17 protein-coding genes are annotated in these 22,186 nt (G+C 75.4%); 9 read left to right on the forward strand and 8 right to left on the reverse strand.

Annotated elements, in window-relative coordinates:
• The first annotated feature begins 190 nt into the window (after positions 1-190).
• Positions 191-2,341, forward strand: a complete 2,151-nt coding sequence (locus ACZ4SV_RS05670; protein WP_468001671.1) for a PP2C family protein-serine/threonine phosphatase — start codon at positions 191-193, stop codon at positions 2,339-2,341.
• Between the two features lie 389 nt (positions 2,342-2,730).
• On the opposite strand, the gene ACZ4SV_RS05675 is transcribed toward ACZ4SV_RS05670, so the two are convergent.
• Positions 2,731-4,140, reverse strand: a complete 1,410-nt coding sequence (locus tag ACZ4SV_RS05675) for a S1 family peptidase (RefSeq protein ID WP_468001673.1) — start codon at positions 4,138-4,140, stop codon at positions 2,731-2,733.
• A 754-nt stretch (positions 4,141-4,894) separates the two neighbouring features.
• Here ACZ4SV_RS05675 and ACZ4SV_RS05680 point away from each other — a divergent pair.
• The 4 genes from ACZ4SV_RS05680 (at position 4,895) to ACZ4SV_RS05695 (ending at position 11,070) form a co-directional block, all read left to right on the forward strand.
• A complete protein-coding gene (locus ACZ4SV_RS05680; RefSeq protein ID WP_365872658.1) occupies positions 4,895-5,113 on the forward strand; it encodes a type A2 lantipeptide in 219 nt (72 codons plus the stop codon).
• Positions 5,114-5,214: 101 nt separating this feature from the next.
• The gene (locus ACZ4SV_RS05685; protein WP_468001675.1) at positions 5,215-6,021 is read left to right on the forward strand and encodes a hypothetical protein; all 807 of its coding nucleotides are present in this window, start codon (positions 5,215-5,217) and stop codon (positions 6,019-6,021) included.
• Between the two features lie 104 nt (positions 6,022-6,125).
• A complete protein-coding gene (locus tag ACZ4SV_RS05690) occupies positions 6,126-8,252 on the forward strand; it encodes an NHLP family bacteriocin export ABC transporter peptidase/permease/ATPase subunit (RefSeq protein WP_468002481.1) in 2,127 nt (708 codons plus the stop codon).
• Between the two features lies 1 nt (position 8,253).
• Positions 8,254-11,070: an NHLP bacteriocin export ABC transporter permease/ATPase subunit gene (locus tag ACZ4SV_RS05695; protein WP_468001677.1), complete on the forward strand. Its 2,817-nt coding sequence runs from the start codon at positions 8,254-8,256 to the stop codon at positions 11,068-11,070.
• On the opposite strand, the gene ACZ4SV_RS05700 is transcribed toward ACZ4SV_RS05695, so the two are convergent.
• The gene (locus ACZ4SV_RS05700) at positions 11,067-11,882 is read right to left on the reverse strand and encodes a ribonuclease BN (RefSeq protein WP_365872668.1); all 816 of its coding nucleotides are present in this window, start codon (positions 11,880-11,882) and stop codon (positions 11,067-11,069) included. The genes ACZ4SV_RS05695 and ACZ4SV_RS05700 overlap by 4 nt on opposite strands.
• 260 nt (positions 11,883-12,142) lie before the next feature.
• On the opposite strand from ACZ4SV_RS05700, the gene ACZ4SV_RS05705 reads away from it, so the two are divergent.
• A complete protein-coding gene (locus ACZ4SV_RS05705; protein ID WP_468002484.1) occupies positions 12,143-13,189 on the forward strand; it encodes an MGDG synthase family glycosyltransferase in 1,047 nt (348 codons plus the stop codon).
• A gap of 43 nt (positions 13,190-13,232) precedes the next feature.
• Here the strand turns inward: ACZ4SV_RS05705 and ACZ4SV_RS05710 are convergent, their stop codons facing one another.
• Genes ACZ4SV_RS05710 through ACZ4SV_RS05720 form a run of 3 tightly spaced genes read right to left on the reverse strand, consistent with a single transcriptional unit; the run spans position 13,233 to position 15,805 of the window.
• The gene (locus ACZ4SV_RS05710) at positions 13,233-14,009 is read right to left on the reverse strand and encodes a polysaccharide deacetylase family protein (protein WP_468001679.1); all 777 of its coding nucleotides are present in this window, start codon (positions 14,007-14,009) and stop codon (positions 13,233-13,235) included.
• Positions 14,010-14,016: 7 nt separating this feature from the next.
• On the reverse strand, positions 14,017-14,937 hold the full coding sequence (locus ACZ4SV_RS05715) for a DMT family transporter (protein ID WP_468001681.1): 921 nt from the start codon (positions 14,935-14,937) through the stop codon (positions 14,017-14,019).
• A 7-nt stretch (positions 14,938-14,944) separates the two neighbouring features.
• Complete coding sequence (locus ACZ4SV_RS05720; protein WP_468001683.1) at positions 14,945-15,805, reverse strand: SDR family NAD(P)-dependent oxidoreductase; 861 nt, start codon at positions 15,803-15,805, stop codon at positions 14,945-14,947.
• Positions 15,806-16,010: 205 nt separating this feature from the next.
• On the opposite strand from ACZ4SV_RS05720, the gene ACZ4SV_RS05725 reads away from it, so the two are divergent.
• Positions 16,011-16,211, forward strand: a complete 201-nt coding sequence (locus ACZ4SV_RS05725) for a hypothetical protein (protein ID WP_397934991.1) — start codon at positions 16,011-16,013, stop codon at positions 16,209-16,211.
• 384 nt (positions 16,212-16,595) lie between these two features.
• On the opposite strand, the gene ACZ4SV_RS05730 is transcribed toward ACZ4SV_RS05725, so the two are convergent.
• Entirely contained in the window at positions 16,596-17,030 is a 435-nt protein-coding gene (locus tag ACZ4SV_RS05730) for a protease inhibitor (protein WP_397934992.1), read from the reverse strand.
• Positions 17,031-17,486: 456 nt separating this feature from the next.
• Here ACZ4SV_RS05730 and ACZ4SV_RS05735 point away from each other — a divergent pair, with 456 nt between their 5' ends.
• Complete coding sequence (locus tag ACZ4SV_RS05735) at positions 17,487-18,650, forward strand: lactate 2-monooxygenase (protein ID WP_468001686.1); 1,164 nt, start codon at positions 17,487-17,489, stop codon at positions 18,648-18,650.
• 190 nt (positions 18,651-18,840) lie between these two features.
• On the opposite strand, the gene ACZ4SV_RS05740 is transcribed toward ACZ4SV_RS05735, so the two are convergent.
• Both ACZ4SV_RS05740 and ACZ4SV_RS05745 read right to left on the reverse strand, forming a co-directional pair.
• A complete protein-coding gene (locus tag ACZ4SV_RS05740) occupies positions 18,841-19,218 on the reverse strand; it encodes a toxin Doc (RefSeq protein WP_365942264.1) in 378 nt (125 codons plus the stop codon).
• Between the two features lie 3 nt (positions 19,219-19,221).
• Positions 19,222-19,461 carry a hypothetical protein gene (locus ACZ4SV_RS05745; RefSeq protein WP_365942263.1) on the reverse strand — a complete coding sequence of 80 codons (240 nt, stop codon included), beginning with the start codon at positions 19,459-19,461 and terminating at the stop codon, positions 19,222-19,224.
• 324 nt (positions 19,462-19,785) lie between these two features.
• On the opposite strand from ACZ4SV_RS05745, the gene ACZ4SV_RS05750 reads away from it, so the two are divergent.
• Positions 19,786-22,182 (forward strand): SpoIIE family protein phosphatase, encoded by a 2,397-nt coding sequence (locus ACZ4SV_RS05750; protein ID WP_468001689.1) that lies wholly within the window; start codon positions 19,786-19,788, stop codon positions 22,180-22,182.
• Positions 22,183-22,186 lie beyond the last annotated feature (4 nt).

Genomic DNA, 22,186 nt, shown 5'->3' on the forward strand with positions numbered 1-22,186 from the left:
CCGCGCATGGATACGGCGGAACGGGGTATGCGGAGGCATCCGCCGCGCGCGGGCAGCGGTGAAGACCGGCGCGGACGGTGCGCGAAGACCCGCGCGGACGGTGGGCGGAAGACCCGCGCGGGCTCGCCGTGCGCCGGCCCGCGCGCCGGGGGAGTCTGGTGCCGGACGCGGCGCGCGGGCGCGGGAGGAGGTGGTCGGCGTGTCCGACAGACCGGGGCCGGAACCGGCGCCGGCGGCCGGCGTGACACCGGCCGCCCAGCCGGTGCTGTCGCTCGCGCTGGTCTCGATGATGCAGGAGGTGCGCGCCCACTCCGGTGCCGTGTACCTGCTCAAGGCCGGCGAGCCGGTCCTGGAGATGGCCGTGCACGCGGGCATGCCCCGGGCCTTCGCGGCGCCCTGGGAGCGGGTGGGACTGAACGCGCCGCTCCCGGTGGCGGACGCGGTGCGCGAGCGGCGCGTGGTGTGGGTCGCGGGCGAGGAGGAGATGGCCCGGCGCTATCCGCGGGTCGCCGTGGTGCTGCCGTACCCGTTCGCGCTGGCCGCCGTCCCCGTGGCGACCGAGCGGCAGGTGTACGGCGCGGTGTTCGTGACCTGGCCCGGCGGGCATCCGAAGGAGCTGTCCGGCGCGGAGCGCCACCATCTCTCGGCGGCCTGCGAACGGCTGGCCCTGCGGCTGGAGCGGTCCGCGCGGGAGGGCCGCCCGCCCGGCCGCGAGGACGACGTGCTGTCGGCGCCGGTCTCGGGCACGGCGGACACCCTGGGCTCGGTCGAGGCGGCCCGGCTGGTGTCCCGGCTGCCGTACGGACTGGTGTCGCTGGATCTGCACGGCCGGATCGGTTTCCTGAACGCGGCCGCCGCCGAGCTGCTCGGCCGGCCGGCCCGGGAGCTGCTGGACACGCCCTTGTGGGCGTCGGTGCCCTGGCTGAACGACCCGATGTACGAGGACCGTTACCGGGCGGCGCTGCTCAGCCAGCAGGCGACGTCGTTCGTGGCGCTGCGCCCGCCCGGGGACTGGCTGTCGTTCCGGCTGTACCCGAGCACGACCGGGCTGAGCGTACGGGTCAGCCGGGCCCGCGAGGTGGCCGAGATGGCGCGCGGCACCCCGCGCACGGACCCGGCCCCGACCCGGCTGGTGACGATCTCCCAGGTATTGAACCTGGCGGGCGCGCTGACCGAGGCGGTGGGCGTGCGCGACGTGGTGCAGTTGGTCTGGGAGGAGGTGGTCCCGGCCGTCGGCGGCCAGGCGGTGGTGATCCTCGGCTCGCAGGGCGGACGGCTGCATGTGCTCGGGCACCGCGGTTACGGGGACCCGCACATCGTGGAGCGGTTCGACGGGCTGCCGCTGGCCGAGCGGACCCCGGGCACCCAGGCGCTCAGCACCGGTGTGCCGGCGTTCTTCGACTCCCAGGACCACCTGGAGCGGGTGTATCCGAACCGGCACGAGACGCCGGACGGCTTCGCGGCCTGGGCGTATCTGCCGCTGATCGCGTCCGGCCGGCCGGTCGGCACCTGTGTGCTGGCGTACGCCGAGCCGCACCCGTTCCCGGCCGCCGAGCGTGCGGTGCTGACCTCGCTCGGCGGGCTGATCGCGCAGGCGCTGGACCGGGCCCGGCTGTACGACACGAAGCACCGGCTGGCGCACGGCCTCCAGCAGGCGCTGCTGCCGCGCTCGCTGGCCGCGCTGCCCGGCATCGAGGCGGCGGCCCGCTATCTGCCCGCCACCGACGGCATGGAGATCGGCGGCGACTTCTACGACCTGGTGCCGACCCGGCCGCAGGCGGCGGCGGTGATCGGCGATGTGCAGGGCCACAACGTGACCGCGGCGGGGCTGATGGGCCAGATCCGCACCGGTGTCCGGGCCTACACCATGGTGGGACAGGCGCCGCACGAGGTGATCGGCAGCACCAACCGGCTGCTGATCGACCTCGACGCCGAGCTGTTCGCCAGTTGTCTGTATCTGCGGCTGGACCCGGTGCGCGGGCGGGCCGTCATGGCGCGGGCGGGCCATCCGCCGCCGCTGCTGCGCCGGCCGGACGGGCGGGTGCGGGTGCTGGACCTGGCCGGGGGGCCGCTCCTCGGGATCGACGCGGCGGCCGTGTACCCGACGACGGAGGTGTCCCTGGCGCCCGGTTCGGTGCTCGCCCTGTACACCGACGGTCTGGTGGAGTCCCCGGGCGTCGACATCGAGGACGCGCTGGCGGACCTCGGCGCGCTGCTCGCGGAGGTCGGCGACCGGCCGCTGGAGGACCTGGCGGACGAGGTGGTGCGGCACAGCGCGGCGGCGCGGGAGCGGGCGGACGACGTGGCGGTGCTGCTGCTGCGGGCACGCGACGACGGCTGAGCGCCGTGGCGAAGACCCGGCCCTCCCGCCGGAGGGCCGGGCCCCACCCCGCCGACTGGAACCGAGGGGGGCCGGCGGGGGGTATAGGGAGGGGAACCGGCCGAACGGGTGCGCGTCCGGCTCCCACGGACAGCGACCACGACCGGACCGATCGGCCGGCACGGGACCGCTCGGTCGGTGACCGGGCCTCTCGGTCGGTGACCGGGCCGCACGGGCGACACCGATCCGCGACCCGATCGCTCGGCCGACGCCGCTCCGCGACCCGATCGCCCGGCCGAGACCGGGCCGCGACCGGGCCGTTCGGTCGGCACCGGCTCGCTCGGTCAGCGACCAGTCCATGCGATCGGCGCCGCTCCGCGTCCAGACCGCTCGGTCCGCGACCGGACCGCTCAGCGCGTGCCGCTCACCGGCGACGAGCCGTCGTCCGCCATCCCGGCCCCGGACCGGTCACCGGCCGGGTCGGAACCGCCCGGGTGGGCAGCCGACGGATCGGAACCGGAGGGGTCGGAGCCGGCCGGGTCGGACGGCTCGGCGCCTCCGCCGATCTGATCACCACCGGCCCCGGCCTCGTCACCGGCGCCCGCAGCCGCACCGTCACCCGCACCCGCACCGCCGTTGCCGTCACCGCCCCCTCCCCCGTCCCCGAGCGTCGCGCCCGTGGCCTGGAGTGCGGTGGTGACCGGCTGGAAGAAGGTCTCGCCGCCGTTCGTGCAGTCGCCGCTGCCGCCGGAGGTCAGGCCGAGGGCACTGCCGTCCTGGGTGAACAGGGAGCCGCCGCTGTCGCCGGGCTCGGCGCAGACGTCGGTCTGGATCAGGCCGGTGACGGTGTCGACGCCGTTCGGGTCCGTCTCGCTCTGGAAGTTGACGGTGGCGTCGAGTCCGGTGACCTGGCCGTCGTGCAGCCCGGTGGTGGAGCCCATCCGGAAGACGGTCTGGCCGACGGTGGCGTCCGCGGCCTGGTCGATCCGTACCGTCCGCCCGCCGCCCACGGCGACCTCGCTGGGCGCCTGGGTGCCGGCGTCGTCGTACTTGACGAGGGAGAAGTCGCCCTGGCCGGGGAAGGTGGCCTGGTCGACGGTGGCGAGGGGCCGCCCGGTCTGGGAGTCGGACCACTTCTCGGCGGCGACCCCGCAGTGACCGGCCGTCAGGAAGGCGGGGCTGCCGTCGGCGGCGGTGACGTTGAAGCCGAGGGAGCAGCGGACGCCACCGCCTTGCACCTGGGAGAAGATGGCGTCGCCGCCGGAGAGGTACGTCTTGAACGTGCCGGAGGACTTCTTCAGGGTGGCCATGCCGGGGCCGAGGCCGCGCACGCTGGTTTTCAGCCGGTCCCACCGCGCGCCGGTGACGGTGCTGTCGGCGGTGACGACGACCTTGTCGGTGCGCGGGTCGACGGCCCAGGAGGTGCCGGGGATGGTCGCCTCGGCCTTCAACGTCCGGGCGGCGGCCCGCAGTTCGGCGGTGCCGTGGTCCACCCGGCGGACGACCGCGCCCGCCTGCTGCGCCCGGACGACATCGCCATCGCTGCCGGCAAGGACGTTGACGACGAGTTGCCGCCTGCCGCTGTCGTAGTACGACCCGGCGAAGGCGTTGCCGAGGATCTTCCGCACCCGGGTGGCGAGGCCCGAGGCGTCCGCGGCCTTCAGGGTCTTCGCGGTGCCGGTGACGGCCGACGCCTGGTCCGCGCCCCGGGGGTCCTGGGACGCGTGGGCGTGGGGCAGCAGGAGCGCCGCCGCGCCGAGCGCCGCGACACCGCCCGCCGCTATCGCGGCCTTGCGCTTCGGCCTGCGCTGGTGACTCAACCTTCTCGACCTCCTGGGAACGGGGGCTGCCGCTCGCGGACAGTGCGTGGAGCGGGGTGGGTGTGCGGCGCCTGGATGGCCTTAGGTACGCGCCGGCCGCGCGGTGCGTTCAGTTCCGCTTCCGAACGGCGGTGCGGACGCGGGGAATCGGCCACGCAACGCGGACGCGGGACTCGGCCCGGAGCGCGGACGCGGCGAATCGGCCGCGCAGCGCGAACGCGGGGAATCAGCCACACCTCACGGACCCCGGACCGACGCGGACATCCCGGCCGAGGCGGTCCACTCGACCACACCGGTCAGACACATGCAGCAACCGACCGGTAACGCTCAGCTTCGGACATGAAGCGGAATACCCCCTTCAGGGAATCTGCACATCGATTACCCAGGCACCGCACGGGCGCCCGGCTATCTGCACATCCGCGCGTCCCGTGTGGCGCCATTGGCGAGGAGTGCCGGTTTCGCGTTCCGGCGGACCGGGCGCCGGGCGCGGCGATGCCGTGCGGCGTGTGAAGGAGTCGCCGACAAGCCGTGCGCAGCCCTGCACGGTTCACGCCCGTCACGAGCCAAGTGCGCAGGTGAGAGCGCTGGTTGAGTGGAAGCGCGCGCCGCGTGCGTGCTTTGATCCATCGCACCGCAGGGGTCGGCGGGCCGCCCGGAGAGGGTGGCCCGGTGCCCGCGGTCGCGGCCGTCCGTCTGTCCCCCAGAGGGGGCCGCTCCCCCCTTGTGAAATACCCATACGAAGGGAAGTTCCATCATGAACTCCACCCCCCAGGTCGAGACCGTCGAGATCTCGGACGCCGAGCTGGACAACGTCTCCGGCGGTCTGTCCGTGAACACCCTCAACAGCACCCTCGGCACCGTGAACGAGATCGCCCCGGGCGTGACCGGTCTGGTCAACACGGTCGTCGGCACCGTCGAGGGTGTCACCGGCCTGAACACCGCCCCGGTCACCGGCCTGGTCGCCGGTCTCTGACCGCACCCCGGTGTCACCGAAGTCCCGGAGCCGTCCCTCGGCTCCGGGACTCTCGGACGTGTTGAACCCCCTGCGTCTCTCCCCCAGGTGAGGGAAGTTCCGTGCAGTTCCGCCAACAGGCCCTCGCCAGACAGCAGTCGCCGGAGGAGCTGGACCTCCCGGTGCGGCTCGCCCGCCCGCAGGGCCGGCTCGCCCTCGGCGTCGCCGTCGTCGTCATGGCCGCCGCCTCCGTGTGGGCGGTGACCGGCTCGGTCGCCTCCACGGTGAGCGCACCCGCCATCCTCACCCACGGACAGGGCAGTTACCTGCTCCAGAGCCCGGTGGCCGGGCAGGTGACGGCCGTCCTCGCCCGGCAGGGCGAACGGCTGCCCGCCGGCGCCCCGGTCCTCAAGGTCCGTACGGGCGACGGCGAGACGGTCGTGCGGACCGTCGCCGCGGGCCAGGTGACCACGCTCGCCGCGACCATCGGCCAGATCATCCGGACCGGCACCGACGTGGCCGCGGTCGAGAAGACCGCGCACGCCTCCGACCCGCTGTACGCGACCGTGTACGTGCCCGCCGAGGAGGCCGCCGCCATCCCGGCGCACGCCCCGGTCGACCTGACCGTCTCCTCCGTGCCGGCGGAGCGCTACGGCGTCCTGCGCGGCGAGGTGAAGTCGGTGGACCGCGTCGCGCAGTCCGCGCAGTCGATCGCCGCGTTCCTCGGCGACGGCCAGCTCGGCCGGCAGTTCACCCGCGACGGCCGCCCGGTGGCCGTCCTGGTGGAACTGCGCACGTCGCCGTCCACGAAGAGCGGTTACCAGTGGTCGACCGCCGGCGGCCCGCCCTTCCGGCTCGGCTCCATGACCCTCGCCACCGGCTCCGTCCGGCTCGCCGACCAGCGTCCCGTCGATTGGCTGCTCCCGTGACCGTACAGACCGGCGACCCCCGGCCCGCCCGGGGCCGCAGACGCGCGGCCCCCGCCGGCCGGCCGGCCCCCGCCTCCCGCGCCGGCACGGTCCGCACGCCCACCGTGCTCCAGATGGAGGCCGTCGAGTGCGGCGCCGCCTCCCTCGCGATGGTCCTCGGCCACTACGGCCGGCACGTCCCGCTGGAGGAGCTGCGCATCGCCTGCGGTGTCTCCCGGGACGGCTCCCGCGCCTCCAACCTGCTGAAGGCGGCCCGCGGTTACGGCCTGACGGCCAAGGGCATGCAGATGGACCTGGCCGCGCTCGCCGAGGTGCGGGCCCCGGCCATCCTGTTCTGGGAGTTCAACCACTACGTCGTCTACGACGGCATGGGCCGCCGCTTCGGCCGGCGCGGGGTGTACGTCAACGACCCGGCCAAGGGCCGCCGTTTCGTGCCGATGGAGGAGTTCGACGGCAGCTTCACCGGGGTCGTGCTGGTGCTGGAGCCCGGCGCGGACTTCACCCGGGGCGGGCGCAGGCCCGGCGTGCTGGGCGCGCTGCCGGCCCGGCTGCGCGGCACCGCGGGCGCCCTGCCGGCGGCGGTGCTGGCCAGTCTGCTGCTGGTCGCGGTCGGCGCGGCCGTGCCCGCGCTCAGCCGCACCTACATCGACATGTTCCTCATCGGCGGACAGACCTCGCTGCTCGGCGTGCTGTTCACCTCGATGGCCGGCTGCGTGCTGCTCACGCTGGTGCTGACCTGGCTGCAGCAGGCCAACCTGCTGCACGGCCGGATCATCTCCTCCACCCTGTCCAGCGCCCGTTTCCTGCGCCATCTGCTGCGGCTGCCGGTGACGTTCTTCGCCCAGCGCTCCCCCGCCGACCTGGTCCAGCGGCTCCAGTCCAACGACCAGGTCGCCGAGACCCTGGCCCGCGATCTCGCGGCGGCCGGCGTGGACGCCGTCGTGGTCGTGCTGTACGCGGTGCTGCTCTACACCTACGACCCGCAGCTGACCTTCCTCGGCATCGCCGTGGCCCTGCTGAACGTGGTGGCCATGCGGCTCGTCGTACGGCTGCGCGCCACCCGCACGGCGAAGCTGCGGGCCGACACCGCCCGGCTCACCAACACCTCCTACACCGGCCTGCAGCTCATCGAGACGCTGAAGGCGACCGGCGGCGAGGACGGTTACTTCTGCAAGTGGGCCGGGCAGCACGCCGCCACCCTGGAGGAGCAGCAGCGGCTCGGCGTGCCCAGTGCCTGGCTGGGCGTGGTCGCGCCGGCGCTCGCCACCTTCAACAGCGCGCTCATCCTGTGGATCGGCGGGCTGCGCGCGGTGGAGGGGCAGATCTCGGTCGGTCTGCTGGTCGCGTTCCAGGCGCTGGTCACCCGGTTCACCGCGCCGCTGACCCGGCTCAACGGCGTGGCGGGCCGCATCCAGGACTTCGCGGCCGACGTGGCCCGGCTGAAGGACGTGGAGAACTTCCAGGCCGACCCGCTCTACGACCGCCCCGACGGCGCCGACTCGGTGCGCAGGCTGCGCGGGCACGTGGAGCTGGAGAACGTCACGTTCGGCTACAGCCCGCTGGACCGGCCGCTGCTGAGCGGCTTCGACCTGACCGTCGGCCCCGGGCAGCAGGTGGCGCTGGTCGGCGGTTCCGGCAGCGGCAAGTCCACGGTCTCCCGGCTCATCTCCGGTCTGTACACGCCGTGGGACGGGGTGATCCGCATCGACGGCCGCCGGCTGGAGGACATCCCGCGCGGGGCGCTCGCCGCCTCGGTCTCCTTCGTCGACCAGGACGTCTTCCTGTTCGAGGGCTCGGTACGCGACAACGTGGCGCTGTGGGACCCCTCGATCCCGGACGAGGCCGTGGTGGAGGCGCTGAAGGACGCGGCGCTGTACGACGTGGTGATGCGCCGGCCCGGCGGCGTGCACAGCGAGGTCGAGCAGGACGGCCGGAACTTCTCCGGCGGCCAGCGCCAGCGGCTGGAGATCGCGCGGGCGCTGGTGCGCCGGCCGAGCATCCTGGTGCTGGACGAGGTGACCAGCGCGCTGGACGCGGAGACCGAGCAGGTGGTGATGGACAACCTGCGCCGGCGTGGCTGCGCCTGTGTGGTGATCGCGCACCGGCTGAGCACGGTCCGCGACAGCGACGAGATCGTCGTCCTCCAGCACGGCACGGTCGTGGAGCGCGGGCGGCACGAGGAGCTGGTGGCACGCGGCGGCGCGTACGCGGCGCTGGTCAGGGAGCGGTGAGATGACGACCGTCGGTGAGGGCGACCTGGTGCTGGGCGCCCTGGGATCGCTGGGGACGCGGCTGGACTGCGCCGGGCTCGGCCGGCTGGACCTCGAAGGGCCGCAGGTGCTGTGGCTGGTGGCGGCCGGCGCGCTGGACCTGTTCGCGGTGGACGCCGCCCAGCAGGGCCACTGGCACCACCTGGGCCGGCTGGAGGCGGGCACGCTGCTGCTCGGCCCGGTCGCCGGGCCCCAGCACACCCTGGTGGCCCGGCCGGTCCGGGACTGCGTGGTGCACCGCGTCGCCCTGCGCGAGCTGTACCAGCCGGCCGGCACCCAGACGTGGTCGTACGACGAGTACGGCAACCCGCAGTACGTGCCGCCCGCCTCCAGCCCGCTGGAGTACGCGGTCGCGCTCGGCCTGGGCCGGGGCCTGTCCGTGCTGTTCCAGGCGCCGCAGGCGGAGGACCGCGGTGCCGCGCCCGCCGACGACGACGTGTTCTGGATGCAGGTCCCGCCGGGCAGCGTGCAGTACGGCTCGCTGTACGGCGCGGAGGCCGCCGCCGACCTGCTGATGGACCCGGCGCTGTGGCAGACCGTGGTGGACCAGCAGTACCGGCTGCTGACCACGCTGGACCGGTGGATCGAACAGTTGGAGGAGGCGCACGAGACCCGCGCGGCCGCCGGGATCAGGGCCGGTGAGGCGGTGCGCGCGCAGGCCGACCGGACCCTGCTGGCCGCGATCGGCAAGCGCTCGGCCCGCCGGCTGACGGCCGCCGACGCGGACGCCACGTACGCGGCCTGCCGCGTCGTCGCCGAGGCGGCCGGGATCACGCTCGCCGAGCCCGCGCGCGGCGGCAGTGAGAGCGAGCGGCTGGACCCGGTCGAGCGGATCGCGCTGGCCTCCCGGGTGCGCACCCGGGCCGTCCGCCTGGACGGGCGCTGGTGGCGGGAGAACACGGGCCCGCTGGTCGGCCACCGGGCGCTGTCCGGGGCGCCGGTGGCGCTGCTGTGGCGGCGCGGCGGCTATGTCGCCGTCCACCCGGGCACCGGCCGCCGGACCCCGGTGGACAAAGCGAACGCGGCGGAGTTCGAGCCGCGCGCGGTGATGTTCTACCGGCCGCTGCCCGACCGGCCGCTCACCCCGCTCGGGCTGCTGCGGTTCAGTCTGCGCGGCAGCCGCGCCGATCTGCTGAACCTGCTGCTCGCGGGTCTGGTGACGGTGGCGATCGGCGCGCTGGTGCCGATCGCGACCGGCAAGGTGCTCGGCGAGTACGTGCCGAAGGCGCAGGAGGGCCTGATCGCCCGGGTGTGCCTGGCGGTGATGATCGGCGGGGTGGTCGCGGCGGCGTTCACGCTGCTGGAGAACCTGTCGATCCTGCGGCTCGAGGGCCGGATCGAGGCGGCGCTGCAACCGGCCGTCTGGGACCGGCTGCTGCGGCTGCCCACCCGGTTCTTCACCCGGCGTTCGACCGGGGAGCTGGCCAGTGCGGCGATGGGGGTCAGCGCGATGCGCCGGCTGCTGGCGGGCGTCGGCCCGGTGGTCGCGCAGTCGGTGACCGTCGGCGCGATGAACCTGGGGCTGTTGCTGTACTACAGCGTGCCGCTGGCGTGCGCGGCGCTCGGGATGCTCCTCGTCGTCGCGGCGCTGTTCGGCGGGCTCGGGCTGTGGCAGGTGCGCTGGCAGCGGCGGCTGGTGGTGCTCGGCAACAAGCTGAACAACCAGGCGTTCCAGACGCTGCGCGGGCTGCCCAAGCTGCGGGTGGCGGCGGCCGAGAACTACGCCTACGCGGCCTGGGCGCGCCAGTTCGCGCGCAGCCGGGAACTCCAGCAGAAGGCCGGCCGCATCAAGAACCTGACCACGGTGCTGGGCGCGGTGTACCTGCCCGTGTGCACCCTGCTGATGTTCATGCTGCTGGCGGGCCCGGCCGAGGGCTCGATGTCGGCGGCGGACTTCCTCGCCTTCAACACCTCGGTGACCATGCTGCTGACCTCGGTCACCCAGCTCACCGGCGCGTTCGTGTCGGCGGTGGCGGCGCTGCCGCTGTTCGAGGAGATCAGGCCGGTGCTGCGGGCCACGCCCGAGGTCCGCGCCGCGAGCACCCGGCCCGGCCCGCTGTCGGGCGCCCTGGAGGCCCGCCGGCTGTCGTTCCGGTACGCCGACGACGGCCCGCTCGTCCTGGACGACGTGTCCTTCGCCGTACGGCCGGGCGAGTTCGTGGCGGTCGTCGGCCCGAGCGGCTGCGGCAAGTCCACGCTGCTGCGACTGCTCATCGGCTTCGACCGGCCGGTGTCCGGCAGCGTCCTGTACGACGGGCAGGACCTGGCGGCGCTCGACCAGTCCGCGGTGCGCCGCCAGTGCGGGGTGGTCCTCCAGCACGCGCAGCCGTTCAGCGGCTCGATCATGGACGTCATCTGCGGCGCCGAGCCGTACACCGCCGAGGAGGTGATGGCGGCGGCCGAGCTGGCGGGGCTCGCGGAGGACATCCAGCGGATGCCGATGGGGCTGCACACGATCGTCGCGGGCAACGGGGCGGTCTCCGGCGGCCAGCGGCAGCGGCTGATGATCGCCCAGGCCCTGATCCGGCGTCCGCGGATCCTCTTCTTCGACGAGGCGACCAGCGCCCTGGACAACGACACGCAGCGGGTCGTCATCGACAGCACCCGCAAGCTGAACGCCACGCGCGTGGTGATCGCCCACCGGCTGTCGACCGTCCTGGACGCCGACCGGGTGATCGTGATGGAGGACGGCAAGGTCGTCCAGCAGGGCCCCCCGGCCGAACTCCTCGCGGACACGACGGGCCGGCTGCACGAACTGGTGCGCCGGCAGCTCGCCTAGGACGTCTCGTCGGTGCCGTCCGTCCACTCCTGCGGGTGGTGGGAGGGCATCCAGTGGTGCTCGGTGAACCAGCGGCCGAACAGGGCACCGCCGTAGATGACGAACCCGACGCCGATCAGCCAGGACTCGACGACCAGGACGGTGCCGACGGCGCCGTAGCTCAGCGCGTTGGTGACGATGAGCGGGGTGAAGACGAGGTAGGAGAAGGCCCGCAGTCCGACCAGGCCGATGACCGTGGCCACCGCGCCCGGCAGCAGCGCGCGCCAGCGGATCTGCCCGCCGAGCAGGAAGCGCTGTCCCCACCAGAAGAACAGCACCCCGCTGACCGCCGACAGGGTGATGCGGTGAGCGCCGTGCAGGGTCGTCTTCGTCGCCACCTCCTGGTACAGGTACGCGGTCAGCACCACCAGCCAGGTGGCCTGCCGCCACACCCGGTGCCAGGGGCCGGCCGCCAGGCCCCAGATCCGTTCGTAGGCGTTCTGCACGCTGCCGCCGAAGGCCACCCCGAAGACGGCGAGCAGGACGGCGCTCCAGACGCTGGTGGTGCCGATGACCTTGCGGGGCGCGCTGATCACGTCGGTGACCACGTGCGCGGACCGGCCGGACAGCCCCATGCCGTCGGTGAGCCAGGAGGCGAAGCCGCCGCGCACCAGGGGGTCGGCGGCGGCGACGACGATCAGCAGCGGTGCCAGCGTCACCAGGGCCAGCGTGGCGAAGCCCATGGCGCGGTGCATGAGCTCCAGCTCCCGCCCGTGCTCGAACAGGGCCCGGATCCGCAGCCACTGCCACGCGCGGTGCAGGCCGCGCCGCAACCACCTCACGGCTCCTCCCGTGCTCGCCGCCCCACACCCTCCGTCGTACCGGTTCCTCCAGCGTGGCACGCGGCGGGCGGCGCGCAGCCGCAGGGCGGGCACCGGGGCGCCCGCGTGCCGCGCACGGGCGGCCGGCCGGGTGACCCGGCCGGCCGAGGCGCCGTTTGGGCGGCGCGCCGGCGGAGAAACGTCCATGCGTGCGCAGCAGCGACCCTCGGACGCCGGACGGCCCGCGGCGGATCCTGATCGTGAGCGCGGGCATGGGGGCCGGGCACGACGCCGTGGCCGCCGAACTCGCGCGGCGGGCCGTGGCCCGGGGACACGAGGCCGAGGTGGCCGACGTGCTCCGGCTGCTGCCGTACGGCCTGGGCACGGGCCTGCGCCGCGGCTACCAGGCGTCGGTGCGGCACCTGCCGTGGCTGTACGCCGGGGTCTACGGCGCGTTCCTGCGCGAGGGGCGCGGTCCGCGGCCCAGCGGGGTGCCGCTGGCCCGGCTCGCCGGGGACCGGCTGACGGAGCTGGTGGACCGGCTGGACGCCGACGTGGTGGTGTCCGTCTTCCACCTGGCCGCCCAGTTGACCGGGGATCTGCGGGCGCACGGCGGGCTGCGGGTGCCGAGCGCGGTGTTCCTGCTGGACTTCGCGGTGCACCGGCAGTGGCTGCACCCGGGCAACGACCGGTACCTGTGCCTGACGGAGCCGGCGGCGCGGCGGGTGCGCGCGGCGCTCGCCGTGCCCGCGGTCACGACCGGGCCGGTGGTTCCGCCCGCCTTCCGCGGGCCGGCCCCGACAGCGGCGCGATGGCGGGAGCGGTTCGCCGCGCGGGCGCCCGGCCGGCCCGCGGTGCTGCTGTCCGCCGGTGCCTGGGGCGCGGCGGCGCGGCCGGCCGCCACCGCCCGGCTGCTGGCGGCGGCCGGCTGGCTGCCGGTGGTGCTGTGCGGCCGCAACGAGCGGCTGCGCGCCCGGGTGTCCCGGGAACCGGCCGCGCTGGCCCTGGGCTGGGTCGACGACATGCCCGGTCTGCTGGCCGCGGCGTACGCCCTGGTGGACAACGCGGCCGGGCAGACCGCCGTCCAGGCGCTCGCCGCGGGCCTGCCGGTGATCGGTCACCGCCCGCTGCCCGGCCATGGCGCGGACGGCGTGCGCCGGATGGCCGGCCTCGGTCTGTCCGCGCTCGCCCCGGACGGTCCCGCGCTGCTCGTCGCCCTGGAGGCGCTCGCGGCGGGCGGCCGGGAGCGCGCGGCCCGGGTGGCCCGGGGACACGCGCTGTTCCGGGCGGACCCGTTGGACCACCTGGCCCGCCCCTGACCCGGCGTACCACCCCGGCACCGGAGCGTGCGCCCCGGTGCCCTCAGCCGTGCGGCCGTTCACCGGGGGCGGGTGCGGCGGGCAATGCCGGGTCCAGGTGGTGTGCGCCGAGCGGGCCCACCGTCAGGCCGGCCGCGCGGCAGTCCCGGACGAGGGCCGGCAGCGCGCCGAGCGCGGCCCGCCAGCAGCCGGGCGCCCCACAGCGGTCGGAGTCGTGCAGCAGGACGGTGCCGCCGCCGCGCAGGTCGGCGGCGATCCGGGCCCGTACGGACGCCGGTGTGGCGGCGGCCGTCCAGTCCCGGCCCCACGCCGACCACAGCACGGTCCGCAGCCCGGCCCGCCGGGCGGCCCGCCAGCGGCCGGCGGTGAGGATGCCGTAGGGCGGGCGGTACCAGCGCGGGCGCCGCCCGGTGAGGTCGTGCACCACGCGGACGGCGCGGGCGACCTCCTCGGCGTCGCGGGCGGGCGCGGGCCGCCAGGGCCGGGTGTGCCGCCAGCCGTGCACGCCCAGCTCGTGCCCGCGCCGCACGGTCTCGCGGACCACGCCGGGATGGCGTACGGCGTGCTCGCCGAGCACGAAGAAGGTGGCCCGCACCCCGAGCGCGTCCAGCGCGTCCAGGAAGCGCGGGGTGGACTCCGGGTCGGGTCCGTCGTCGAAGGTGAGCGCGATGTGCCGGGGGTGGCCGGTGCCGGCGAACCCGGGGAAGAGCAGCGGCCGTACGCCCGGCAGCCAGGTGGCCGCCGGGACGATGTGGACCGCGGCGGCGGCCGGCAGCAGGGCGGCGGCCGTCCGCCAGGAGCGGCCGGACGGGACGGACATCGGTGACCTACCTCCTCGGTGCGCGCGGAACCGTGGTGGCCGAGCCGGCCGCCGCCGGGTCGCCGGCGTCCCACTCCCCGCCCACGGACGGGGCGTGGGCGAGGCCGATGCTGCCCGCGCCGATCAGGGCGACGCCGACCGCCTCCGGCAGCAGGTGCAGGCCCAGGTGGATCGTCTCGGCGAACAGCACCCAGCCGAGGACGACGCTGGCGAGCGCGTCGCCGAGGGTGAGGGTGGGCTGCGAGGCGGTCAGCGAACCGGCGGCGAGCGCGCCCTGCAACAGCAGGAAGGCGACGAGTCCGGCGGCCCCCGTGGCGTACAGCGACCAGTGCCCGAACATCGCCGCGGGTCCCTGCGCGAGCCGTCCCACGGCCTCCTTCAGCAGCGCCGCCGTGGTGGCGAAGGACACCGCCGAGGCCAGGCCGAGCAGCGCGGCCCGGGCGGCACCGCGGACCGGGCGGGCGGCGAGCACGAGCAGGACGACGGCGCCGAGCGCGCCGCCGCCGCCCAGCAGCCAGGCCGCCGGCGGCGCGGTGGGCCGCCCGGCGGTCGGCGCGGCCGCCAGCAGGAACAGCGACAGCCCGCCGGCGAGGGCCAGGAACGCCAGCCAGGTCCGGGCCTCGGGGCGGCGCCGGAAGACGACGCTGCCGACGGCCAGGGTGAACAGCAGCTCGGCGGCGAGCAGCGGCTGCACCAGGGACAGGCTGCCCGTGGCCAGCGCCCCGGCCTGGAGCAGGCTGGACAGCGCCAGCAGCCCGGCGCCCGCGAGCCAGGAGCGGCGGCGCAGCAGGTTCCCGAACCGGCGTACGGCGGATCCCGCCCCGCCGCCCCGGTCCGGCTCCTGTACGGCGGCCCGGCGCTGGAGGACCGAAGCGGCGGCGTTGGACAGGGCCGCGAGCAGGGCGAGCAGCACCGTGACCGCGGTCATGGCCCGCTCACCCGAAGCGGCCGGCGAGCCGCCGGTAGAGTCCGGGCGCGGCACCGCGCACCCGGGCGGGCAGGCGCAGCCAGGCGGGGACGTACACCTCGTCGCGGCCGTGGCGTACGGCGGCGCAGACCGCGTCCGCCACCCGTTCGGCGGGCACCGGCCGGGGCCAGGACCGCGCGTAGGGCAGGCCCCGCCGGTCGAAGAAGGGCGTGTCGACCACGCCGGGGACGACGTGGCTGACGCCCACTCCGGTGCCGCGCAGTTCGTAGCGCAGGGAGTCGGCGAAGGTGCCGAGGGCGGCCTTCGCCGCGGAGTAGACGGCCTCGCCGCGCACGCCGACGCTGCCGGCGAGGGACCCGATGAGGACGACGCGTCCCGAACCGGCCGCGACCATGTGCGGCAGCAGGGCGCGCACCAGGCGCACGGTGGCCAGCAGGTCGACGGTCACGATCTCGTCGATCCGGGCGGCGGGCATGGCGGTGAAGTCCCCGGCCCAGCCGACGCCGGCGCCCGCCACCAGCAGGTCGAGCCGGCCGAGGTGGTCCAGGGCGAGGTCGGTGAGCAGGCGGTCGGCGCCGGGCCGGGCCAGGTCGGCGGGGAGCGCGAGGGCGCCGGCCTGCGCGGCCACCTGCTCCAGTCGGGTGATGTCGCGGCCGTTGAGGACCAGCCGCCAGTCGCCCTCGGCGGCCAGCCGGCGGGCCACCGCGGCGCCGATGCCCGAGGAGGCGCCCGTCACCAGGGCGGCGCCGCCCCGCCCGGCCCGGCCGGGGCCGCGGGGCCGTGCGGCGGTCTTCTCCAGGGCCGGGGCGGGGGCCGGGGCGGGCCGGGTGCCGTGGGACGGTCCTGCGGGTGACGGGGCTTGGGACATGGTGACGACCTCACTGCGACGGCGTGCGCGGGCTCGCTGACTGAGGGGTCGAACCCTCGCGGTGTATCCAGGGCGCCACACACTGAAACACCGCGCACGGCGAAGCCTCCGTCCCGCGGGCCCTCACCGGGTGCGGCGGAACGCTTGGGACGGCTTCGGCGGGTAACTCGCAGGAGAGATCACCACGACGGCGAAAGGAGACGCCATGCCGGGCGGGAACGGCCGTGACGACCATGAGGACCGGCCGGAGACGGCCGTGGAGGAGGTGCTCCGGGAGGTCGAGGAGGCCGGGAAGCGCGAGGACAAGCGCGACGAGGACGACCGGGGCAAGAAGTCCTCGGGCGAGGCCGGGGACGCCATCACGCCGAACACCGGGGCCCAGGAGCAGGCCGAGGGCGACGGGTGAGTCACCGCGCGGCCGGGCCGTCCGGTGACTTCGCGGGGGCGCGGCCGACGAGGAGTGCGCTCGCGCGGGCCGGGCACCCGGGTGCGTGCGCGGTCGGCCGGGCGTTGCTCTGCGTACCCGTGGGCGCGGCCGCCGGGCTTCCGGTGTGATCCGCGCCACCTTCGTGTGCGCTCGCGCACACGGTTGAAACCGGTTGTTTTTCGCCGCTCCCCGGGGAGGCCCCCCACGGGCCGACCCGGGGAGCGGCTGTGTGCCCGGGACGCGGGCGGCCCCACTCCGCCCGCCCGTCCCGGTGCGAGATCGCAGGTTCCCCGCTCCAGGGGGCCGCACTCCCCAGTTGCGGGCCTGATCCGGCGTCACGGGGACACCCTGCGATCCCGGTCTCTAGAACGCGAAGAGGCTGCCGCCGACGGCATCCCTCGCGCAGGTGTTGCCGAAGGTGCGCTCGTAGGAGACGCGCTGGCCCTGCCAGACGCCCTGGACGGTGACGACGACCGGGTCGTACACCTTGGTGCACATCACGCCGTCGACGGGCTTCAGGGCGTCGAGGTCGCCGCCCAGGCCGCGCAGTTCCGCACAGGCCTGGGCCGGGGCGGGATGGGTGCCGGAGGCCGTGGGCGCGCAGCTCAGGGTGACGGCGCGCTCCGGCGTGGCCGTGGCCGCGTCGTCGCCGTGGCCGGTGGTGAGCACCAGCGCCGAGGGGGCGTAGAGCGACGACGGGGCGGCGCCCGGTGCGGCGACGGCGGCCCCGGTCAGGGGTCCGCAGACGGCGGCGGCCGTGAGGCCGAGGGCCGCAGCCCAGCGCGCGGTGTTCCGCATTGTGTGCATCCTTCCGCTCGAACAGACGAGGTGCCGGCTCCAGCCCGGTCGGGGCGGTGGAGCGGCGTGCGCCACTCTGCCGAGTCCGCGGGCGAAACTCACATCGAACCCATGGGTTTCGGTAACCTTTCGTGTTGAATCAGTGGCGCGAAGTCACGGAATTCGAACGTCGGGTCCCCGCAACAGAGCGGTTCCCCCGGTACGGAAACGGCCGGATGGCCGAAAGTCGGCGGTTCGTTAATCGTCCTGAAACATTCCGACTCCGCCCCCTCCGCGTCCCTTCATGACTCCCTGTGTTCATGAAGTGATCACCAGGAGCCGGGCCGTCCGCCATCCCGGGACGGACCGGCCCGCGCCCCGCCCGCGCACCGGACCGGCACCCTCTCCCTCCTCGCCCGACGTACCGGTCGGTATCGTCGGGCGGGCACACGGCCGACGACTGCCGGGGAGGGACGGATGGGGCAGCACTGGGCGGACTTCCAGTACGAGATCTATCTGAACGGGATGACGGGGACGGTGCCCCGGCTGCCGACCGATCTGACCCGCCTGGAGGAGCTGGCCGAGCACCGGCTCGGTCCCGGTCCGGTGGGCTATGTCGCGGGCAGCGCGGGCGACGGCGGCACGGCCCGCGCCAACCGGGCGGCCCTGGCCCGGCGCCGGATCGTCCCCCGCATGCTGCGCGACGTGCGGGAACGGGACCTGACGACCGAGGTGTTCGGGCGGACGCTGCCCGCGCCCCTCGCCCTGGCGCCGGTCGGCGTGCTCTCCCTCATGCATCCGGACGCCGAGCCCGCCGCCGCCCGGGCCGCCGCCGCGCAGGGCGTGCCGTTCGTCCTGTCGTCGGCGTCGAGCACGCCGCTGGAGCGGGTGGCGGAGGCGATGGGGGACGCCGAGAGGTGGTTCCAGCTCTACTGGGGCAAGGACCGCGAGGTGACCCGCAGCTTCCTCGCCCGGGCGCGGAGGGCCGGCTACTCGGTGCTGGTGGTCACGCTGGACACGCCCCTGCTGGCGTGGCGGCCCCGCGATCTCGACCAGGCGTACCTGCCGTTCCTGCACGGGGTGGGCACCGCCAACTACTTCACCGATCCGGCGTTCCGGGCCGGTCTCGCCCGGCCGGTGGAGGAGGACCCGAAGGCGGCGGTGCTGCACTTCCTCGGCCTGTTCGGGGACGCCGGCCACACCTGGCCTGACCTGGCCTTCCTGCGCGAGCACTGGGACGGGCCGATCGTCCTCAAGGGCGTGCTGCACCCGGACGACGCCCGCCTCGCCGCGGACGCCGGGATGGACGGCGTGGTGGTCTCCAACCACGGCGGCCGGCAGGTGGCCGGCTCCGTCGCGGCCGCCGACGCGCTGCCCCGGGTCGTGGACGCGGCCGGCGACCGGCTGACGGTCCTGTTCGACAGCGGGGTGCGCACCGGCGACGACGTGTTCAAGGCCCTCGCCCTCGGCGCGCGGGCGGTCCTGCTGGGCCGGCCGTACGCCTACGGACTCGGTCTGGACGGCCAGGCGGGCGTGGCACACGTCATCCGCTGCCTGCTGGCGGAGTTCGACCTCACCCTGGCCCTGTCCGGCCACGCCGCCTTGGACACGGTGGACCGGACGGCACTGGAGCCGGACTAGGTCTCCCCGGGACACTCGCGGCCCTCGGCGCGCGCCCCGTGTGCGGCGGACGCGCGCACCGGCCGGCCGCGCACGCTTCCCGGGCGTGCGCGGCCGGTGGTGCAGTGGGCAGCGGCCCTCCCCGGAGGGCCCGGTCCCGGCCGGCGGCCCCGGCGGCCTCCCCCGCCGGCCGGGCCGGGCCGGCCGCGGGTCAGATCTGCCAGGAGCGCAGCCGGTCGGCGGCGCCGTAGACGTCGGTCTTGCCGGAGATCAGGTCGCGGGCCAGGTCGACGAGGGCGCCGTAGGGCGGGTCGATGCCGGCGTCGCTGACGAACATGTAGGCCACGGCGGTGGCACAGGCGAACCGGGCGTTGGCCGCGGGCAGCGGCTTGAGCACGGCCAGGGTGTGCAGCAGCGCGGCGGCCCGCCAGGCCGCGTCGGAGTCGACACCGAGCCGGGGCGGGTCCACCCGGTGCCGGGCGACGGCCGCGACCAGCGCGGAGAAGTCGTCCACGGCGGGCTGGTCGGGCAGGACCTCCTCGTGCCGCTGGAGCAGCCAGGGGACGTCGATGTGGATGACGGAGGGCATCGGTCAGGCGGCCCGGCCGCGCACGGGGCGCTCGTCGTCCGGGAAGGCCGCCGCGAACTCCTCGGCGTGGCCGGCGAAGAAGCGGCGGAACGCCTCCGCGCCCTCCTGGAGGGCCCGGTGCCGGGCGATGTCGGCGGCGGCGGCCTCACGCACCAGCGCCTTCATCGACGTCCCGCGCTCCTTGGCGATCTGGCGCAGGTCCTCGAGTTCCCGATCGCTGAACTCCACGTTGAGAGCTGGCATGCCTCCACGGTACCGCGCGGGTACTCGCGCGTAAATACGCGCAGGTGGGGCGGCACCCGTCGCGGTACCGGCCGGGGCGGTCCAGGGGGCAGGGCCGGTCGCGGACGAGCGGGTCGCGGCGATCCGCCGCGCCCGGCCGGCCGGGTGCCGCGGACCCGTTCCCGGCCGCTCCCGGCCGCTCCCGCCGGGTCCGGCCGGGCGGCCGGGCGGCCGGGCGGCCCGCCGGGGCCCGGCACCGGCGTCCGCGGAAGGTCGTGAAGCACTACGCTGGGACACGGGTGGTGCCATCTGTTCACTGTGAGTGTGCCCTTGGGAGCGGCGACGATGAGCCGGGTCTATCCGTTCGACGATGCGGCCACGGCCCGCGCTGTCATCGGCGACGACGGCACGCTGGTGGAGTGGAACGAGGGGGCCCGGCGCCTGCTCGGCCACCCGGCGGACACCGTCGTAGGCCGCCCCGCCGCCGGCCTGCTGGCCGCTGCCGCCCCCGCGCCGCCCGCCGGCCCCCGCTGGGCGGGCACGGTCGGCCTGCGCCACCTGGACGGCCGTACGGTCCCCGTGTGGCTGCTCGCCCACCACCTCCCGCCGCGCGACGGGCACCCGGGCCACTGGCTCGTGGTCACCCCGCTCCCCGGCGCCGAGCCGTCCGCCGCGCGCGACCCGCTCGCCGACGCGGGCCTGGACCAGTCGCCCTGCGCGATCTCCGTGTACGACGAACGGCTGCGGCTGCGCCGGATGAACGAGGCGATGGCCGCCGTCGTCGGACTGCCGCAGGAGCGGGTGCGGGGGCTGCGGATCGCCGAGATCGGCGGCAAACCGCAGAGCGAGGAACTGGAGCGGAACCTGCTCAGGGTGCTGACCTCGGGCCGGCCGCTGGACGTCGAGATCTTCCTGCGCACCGGCGGCGAGGACCGGGCCCACGCCTGGCTCGCCCGGATGGCGCCGGTCCGGGACGCCGAGGGCCGGGTGCGGGGCGTGTGCATGACCGCGCACGACGTCACCGACAACCAGCGGGCCCGGCAGCGGCTGCACCTGGTCAACGAGGCCAGCGTGCGCATCGGGACCACGCTCGACGTCACCCGGACCGCCCAGGAACTGGCGGACATGTGCGTGCCCGCGCTCGCCGACTTCGTCACCATCGACCTGCTCGACCCCCAGGAGTACGGCGGCGAGCCCCCGGCCCGGGTCACCGCGCCGGTACGGCTGCGCCGCGCCGCCCACCAGTCCGTGCTCGACGGCGTGCCGGAGGCGGTGATCGCCCCCGGGCAGACCGAGCGGTATCCGCGGTCCTCGCCGCAGGCGGACGCGCTGGCCCAGGGACGCACCCTGACCACCTCGGCGGCGGACGGCGCGGCGGACCCGCGGCCGGCCTGGCACGGAGGACGCGATGAGCGGGTGCGGCGGTACGGCATCCACTCCTCGATGTCGGTGCCGATCCAGGCACGCGGGCTGACCCTGGGCATCGCGGTGCTCACCCGGCACCGGCGCCCGGAGGCGTTCACCGCGGACGACGTGCTGCTGGCCGAGGAGATCACCGCGCGGGCCGCCGTCTGCATCGACAACGCCCGCCGCTACTCGCGCGAGCGGGAGACCGCGCTCGCGCTCCAGCGCAGTCTGCTGCCCCGCACCCTGCCGCGCACCGCCGCGCTGGAGGCGTGCTCGCGCTATCTGCCGGCCGCGCGCGCCGGGGTGGGCGGCGACTGGTTCGACGTGATCCCGCTGTCCGGGATGCGGGTCGCGATGGTCGTCGGGGACGTGGTCGGGCACGGCATCCAGGCCTCGGCCACCATGGGCCGGCTGCGCACCGCCGTCCGCACCCTGGCCGACATCGACCTGGCCCCGGACGAGCTGCTGACCCACCTCGACGACCTGGTGCTGCGGCTGTCGGACGAGTCCGGCGGCGCGGACGCCTCCGGTGCGGACGGCGGTCCCGGCGAGGTCGGCGCGACCTGCCTGTACGCCGTCTACGACCCGGTGTCCCGGCGCTGCACCCTGGCCCGCGCCGGGCATCCGCCGCCCGTGGTGCTGCGGCCGGGCGGCCCGCCGGAGGCGCTGGACGTGCCCGCCGGTCCGCCGCTGGGTCTGGGCGGGCTGCCCTTCGAGTCCACCGAGGTGGAACTGCCCGAGGGCACCGTCCTCGCGCTGTACACGGACGGGCTGGTGTGGGCCCGGGAGCGGGACCCGGAGACCAGCCGGGAGCTGCTGCACGAGACGCTGGCGGCGTACACGGACTCGCTGGACGAGACCTGTGACCGGGTGCTGCACACGCTGCTGCCGTCCGGCGGCGCCCCCGACGACGTGGCGCTGCTGCTCGCCCGCACCCACGGCCTGCCCGCCTCGCAGGTGGCGAGCTGGGACATCCCGGCCGACCCGGCACTGGTCGCGCCGGTCCGCAAGCAGGTGGTGGAACAACTGGCCGCGTGGTCGCTGAGCGAGGCGTCGTTCACGGCGGAGCTGGTGGTCAGCGAACTGGTCACCAACGCCATCCGGTACGGCTCCCATCCGATCCGGCTGCGGCTCATCCATGACGCCTCCACGCTGATCTGCGAGGTCTTCGACAGCAGCCACACCGCCCCGCACCTGCGCCGGGCCAAGGTCTTCGACGAGGGCGGCCGAGGTCTGCTGCTGGTCGCCCAGCTCACCCAGCGCTGGGGCAGCCGGCACACCGCGGAGGGCAAGACGATCTGGGCCGAGCTGCCGCTGTTCGAGGAGGACCACTGACGGG

The sequence above is a fragment of the Streptomyces sp. NPDC027672 genome, from assembly GCF_055566335.1.

Excerpts from the sequence above, each read along its gene's own strand:
- ACZ4SV_RS05680 (WP_365872658.1), top strand. The coding sequence starts at position 4,895 with ATGAACTCCACCCCCCAGGTCGAGACCGTCGAGATCTCGGACGCCGAG.
- ACZ4SV_RS05695 (WP_468001677.1), top strand. The coding sequence starts at position 8,254 with ATGACGACCGTCGGTGAGGGCGACCTGGTGCTGGGCGCCCTGGGATCG.
- ACZ4SV_RS05705 (WP_468002484.1), top strand. The coding sequence starts at position 12,143 with ATGGGGGCCGGGCACGACGCCGTGGCCGCCGAACTCGCGCGGCGGGCC.
- ACZ4SV_RS05710 (WP_468001679.1), bottom strand. The coding sequence starts at position 14,009 with ATGTCCGTCCCGTCCGGCCGCTCCTGGCGGACGGCCGCCGCCCTGCTG.
- ACZ4SV_RS05715 (WP_468001681.1), bottom strand. The coding sequence starts at position 14,937 with ATGACCGCGGTCACGGTGCTGCTCGCCCTGCTCGCGGCCCTGTCCAAC.
- ACZ4SV_RS05720 (WP_468001683.1), bottom strand. The coding sequence starts at position 15,805 with ATGTCCCAAGCCCCGTCACCCGCAGGACCGTCCCACGGCACCCGGCCC.
- ACZ4SV_RS05725 (WP_397934991.1), top strand. The coding sequence starts at position 16,011 with ATGCCGGGCGGGAACGGCCGTGACGACCATGAGGACCGGCCGGAGACG.
- ACZ4SV_RS05730 (WP_397934992.1), bottom strand. The coding sequence starts at position 17,030 with ATGCGGAACACCGCGCGCTGGGCTGCGGCCCTCGGCCTCACGGCCGCC.
- ACZ4SV_RS05735 (WP_468001686.1), top strand. The coding sequence starts at position 17,487 with ATGGGGCAGCACTGGGCGGACTTCCAGTACGAGATCTATCTGAACGGG.
- ACZ4SV_RS05740 (WP_365942264.1), bottom strand. The coding sequence starts at position 19,218 with ATGCCCTCCGTCATCCACATCGACGTCCCCTGGCTGCTCCAGCGGCAC.
- ACZ4SV_RS05745 (WP_365942263.1), bottom strand. The coding sequence starts at position 19,461 with ATGCCAGCTCTCAACGTGGAGTTCAGCGATCGGGAACTCGAGGACCTG.
- ACZ4SV_RS05750 (WP_468001689.1), top strand. The coding sequence starts at position 19,786 with ATGAGCCGGGTCTATCCGTTCGACGATGCGGCCACGGCCCGCGCTGTC.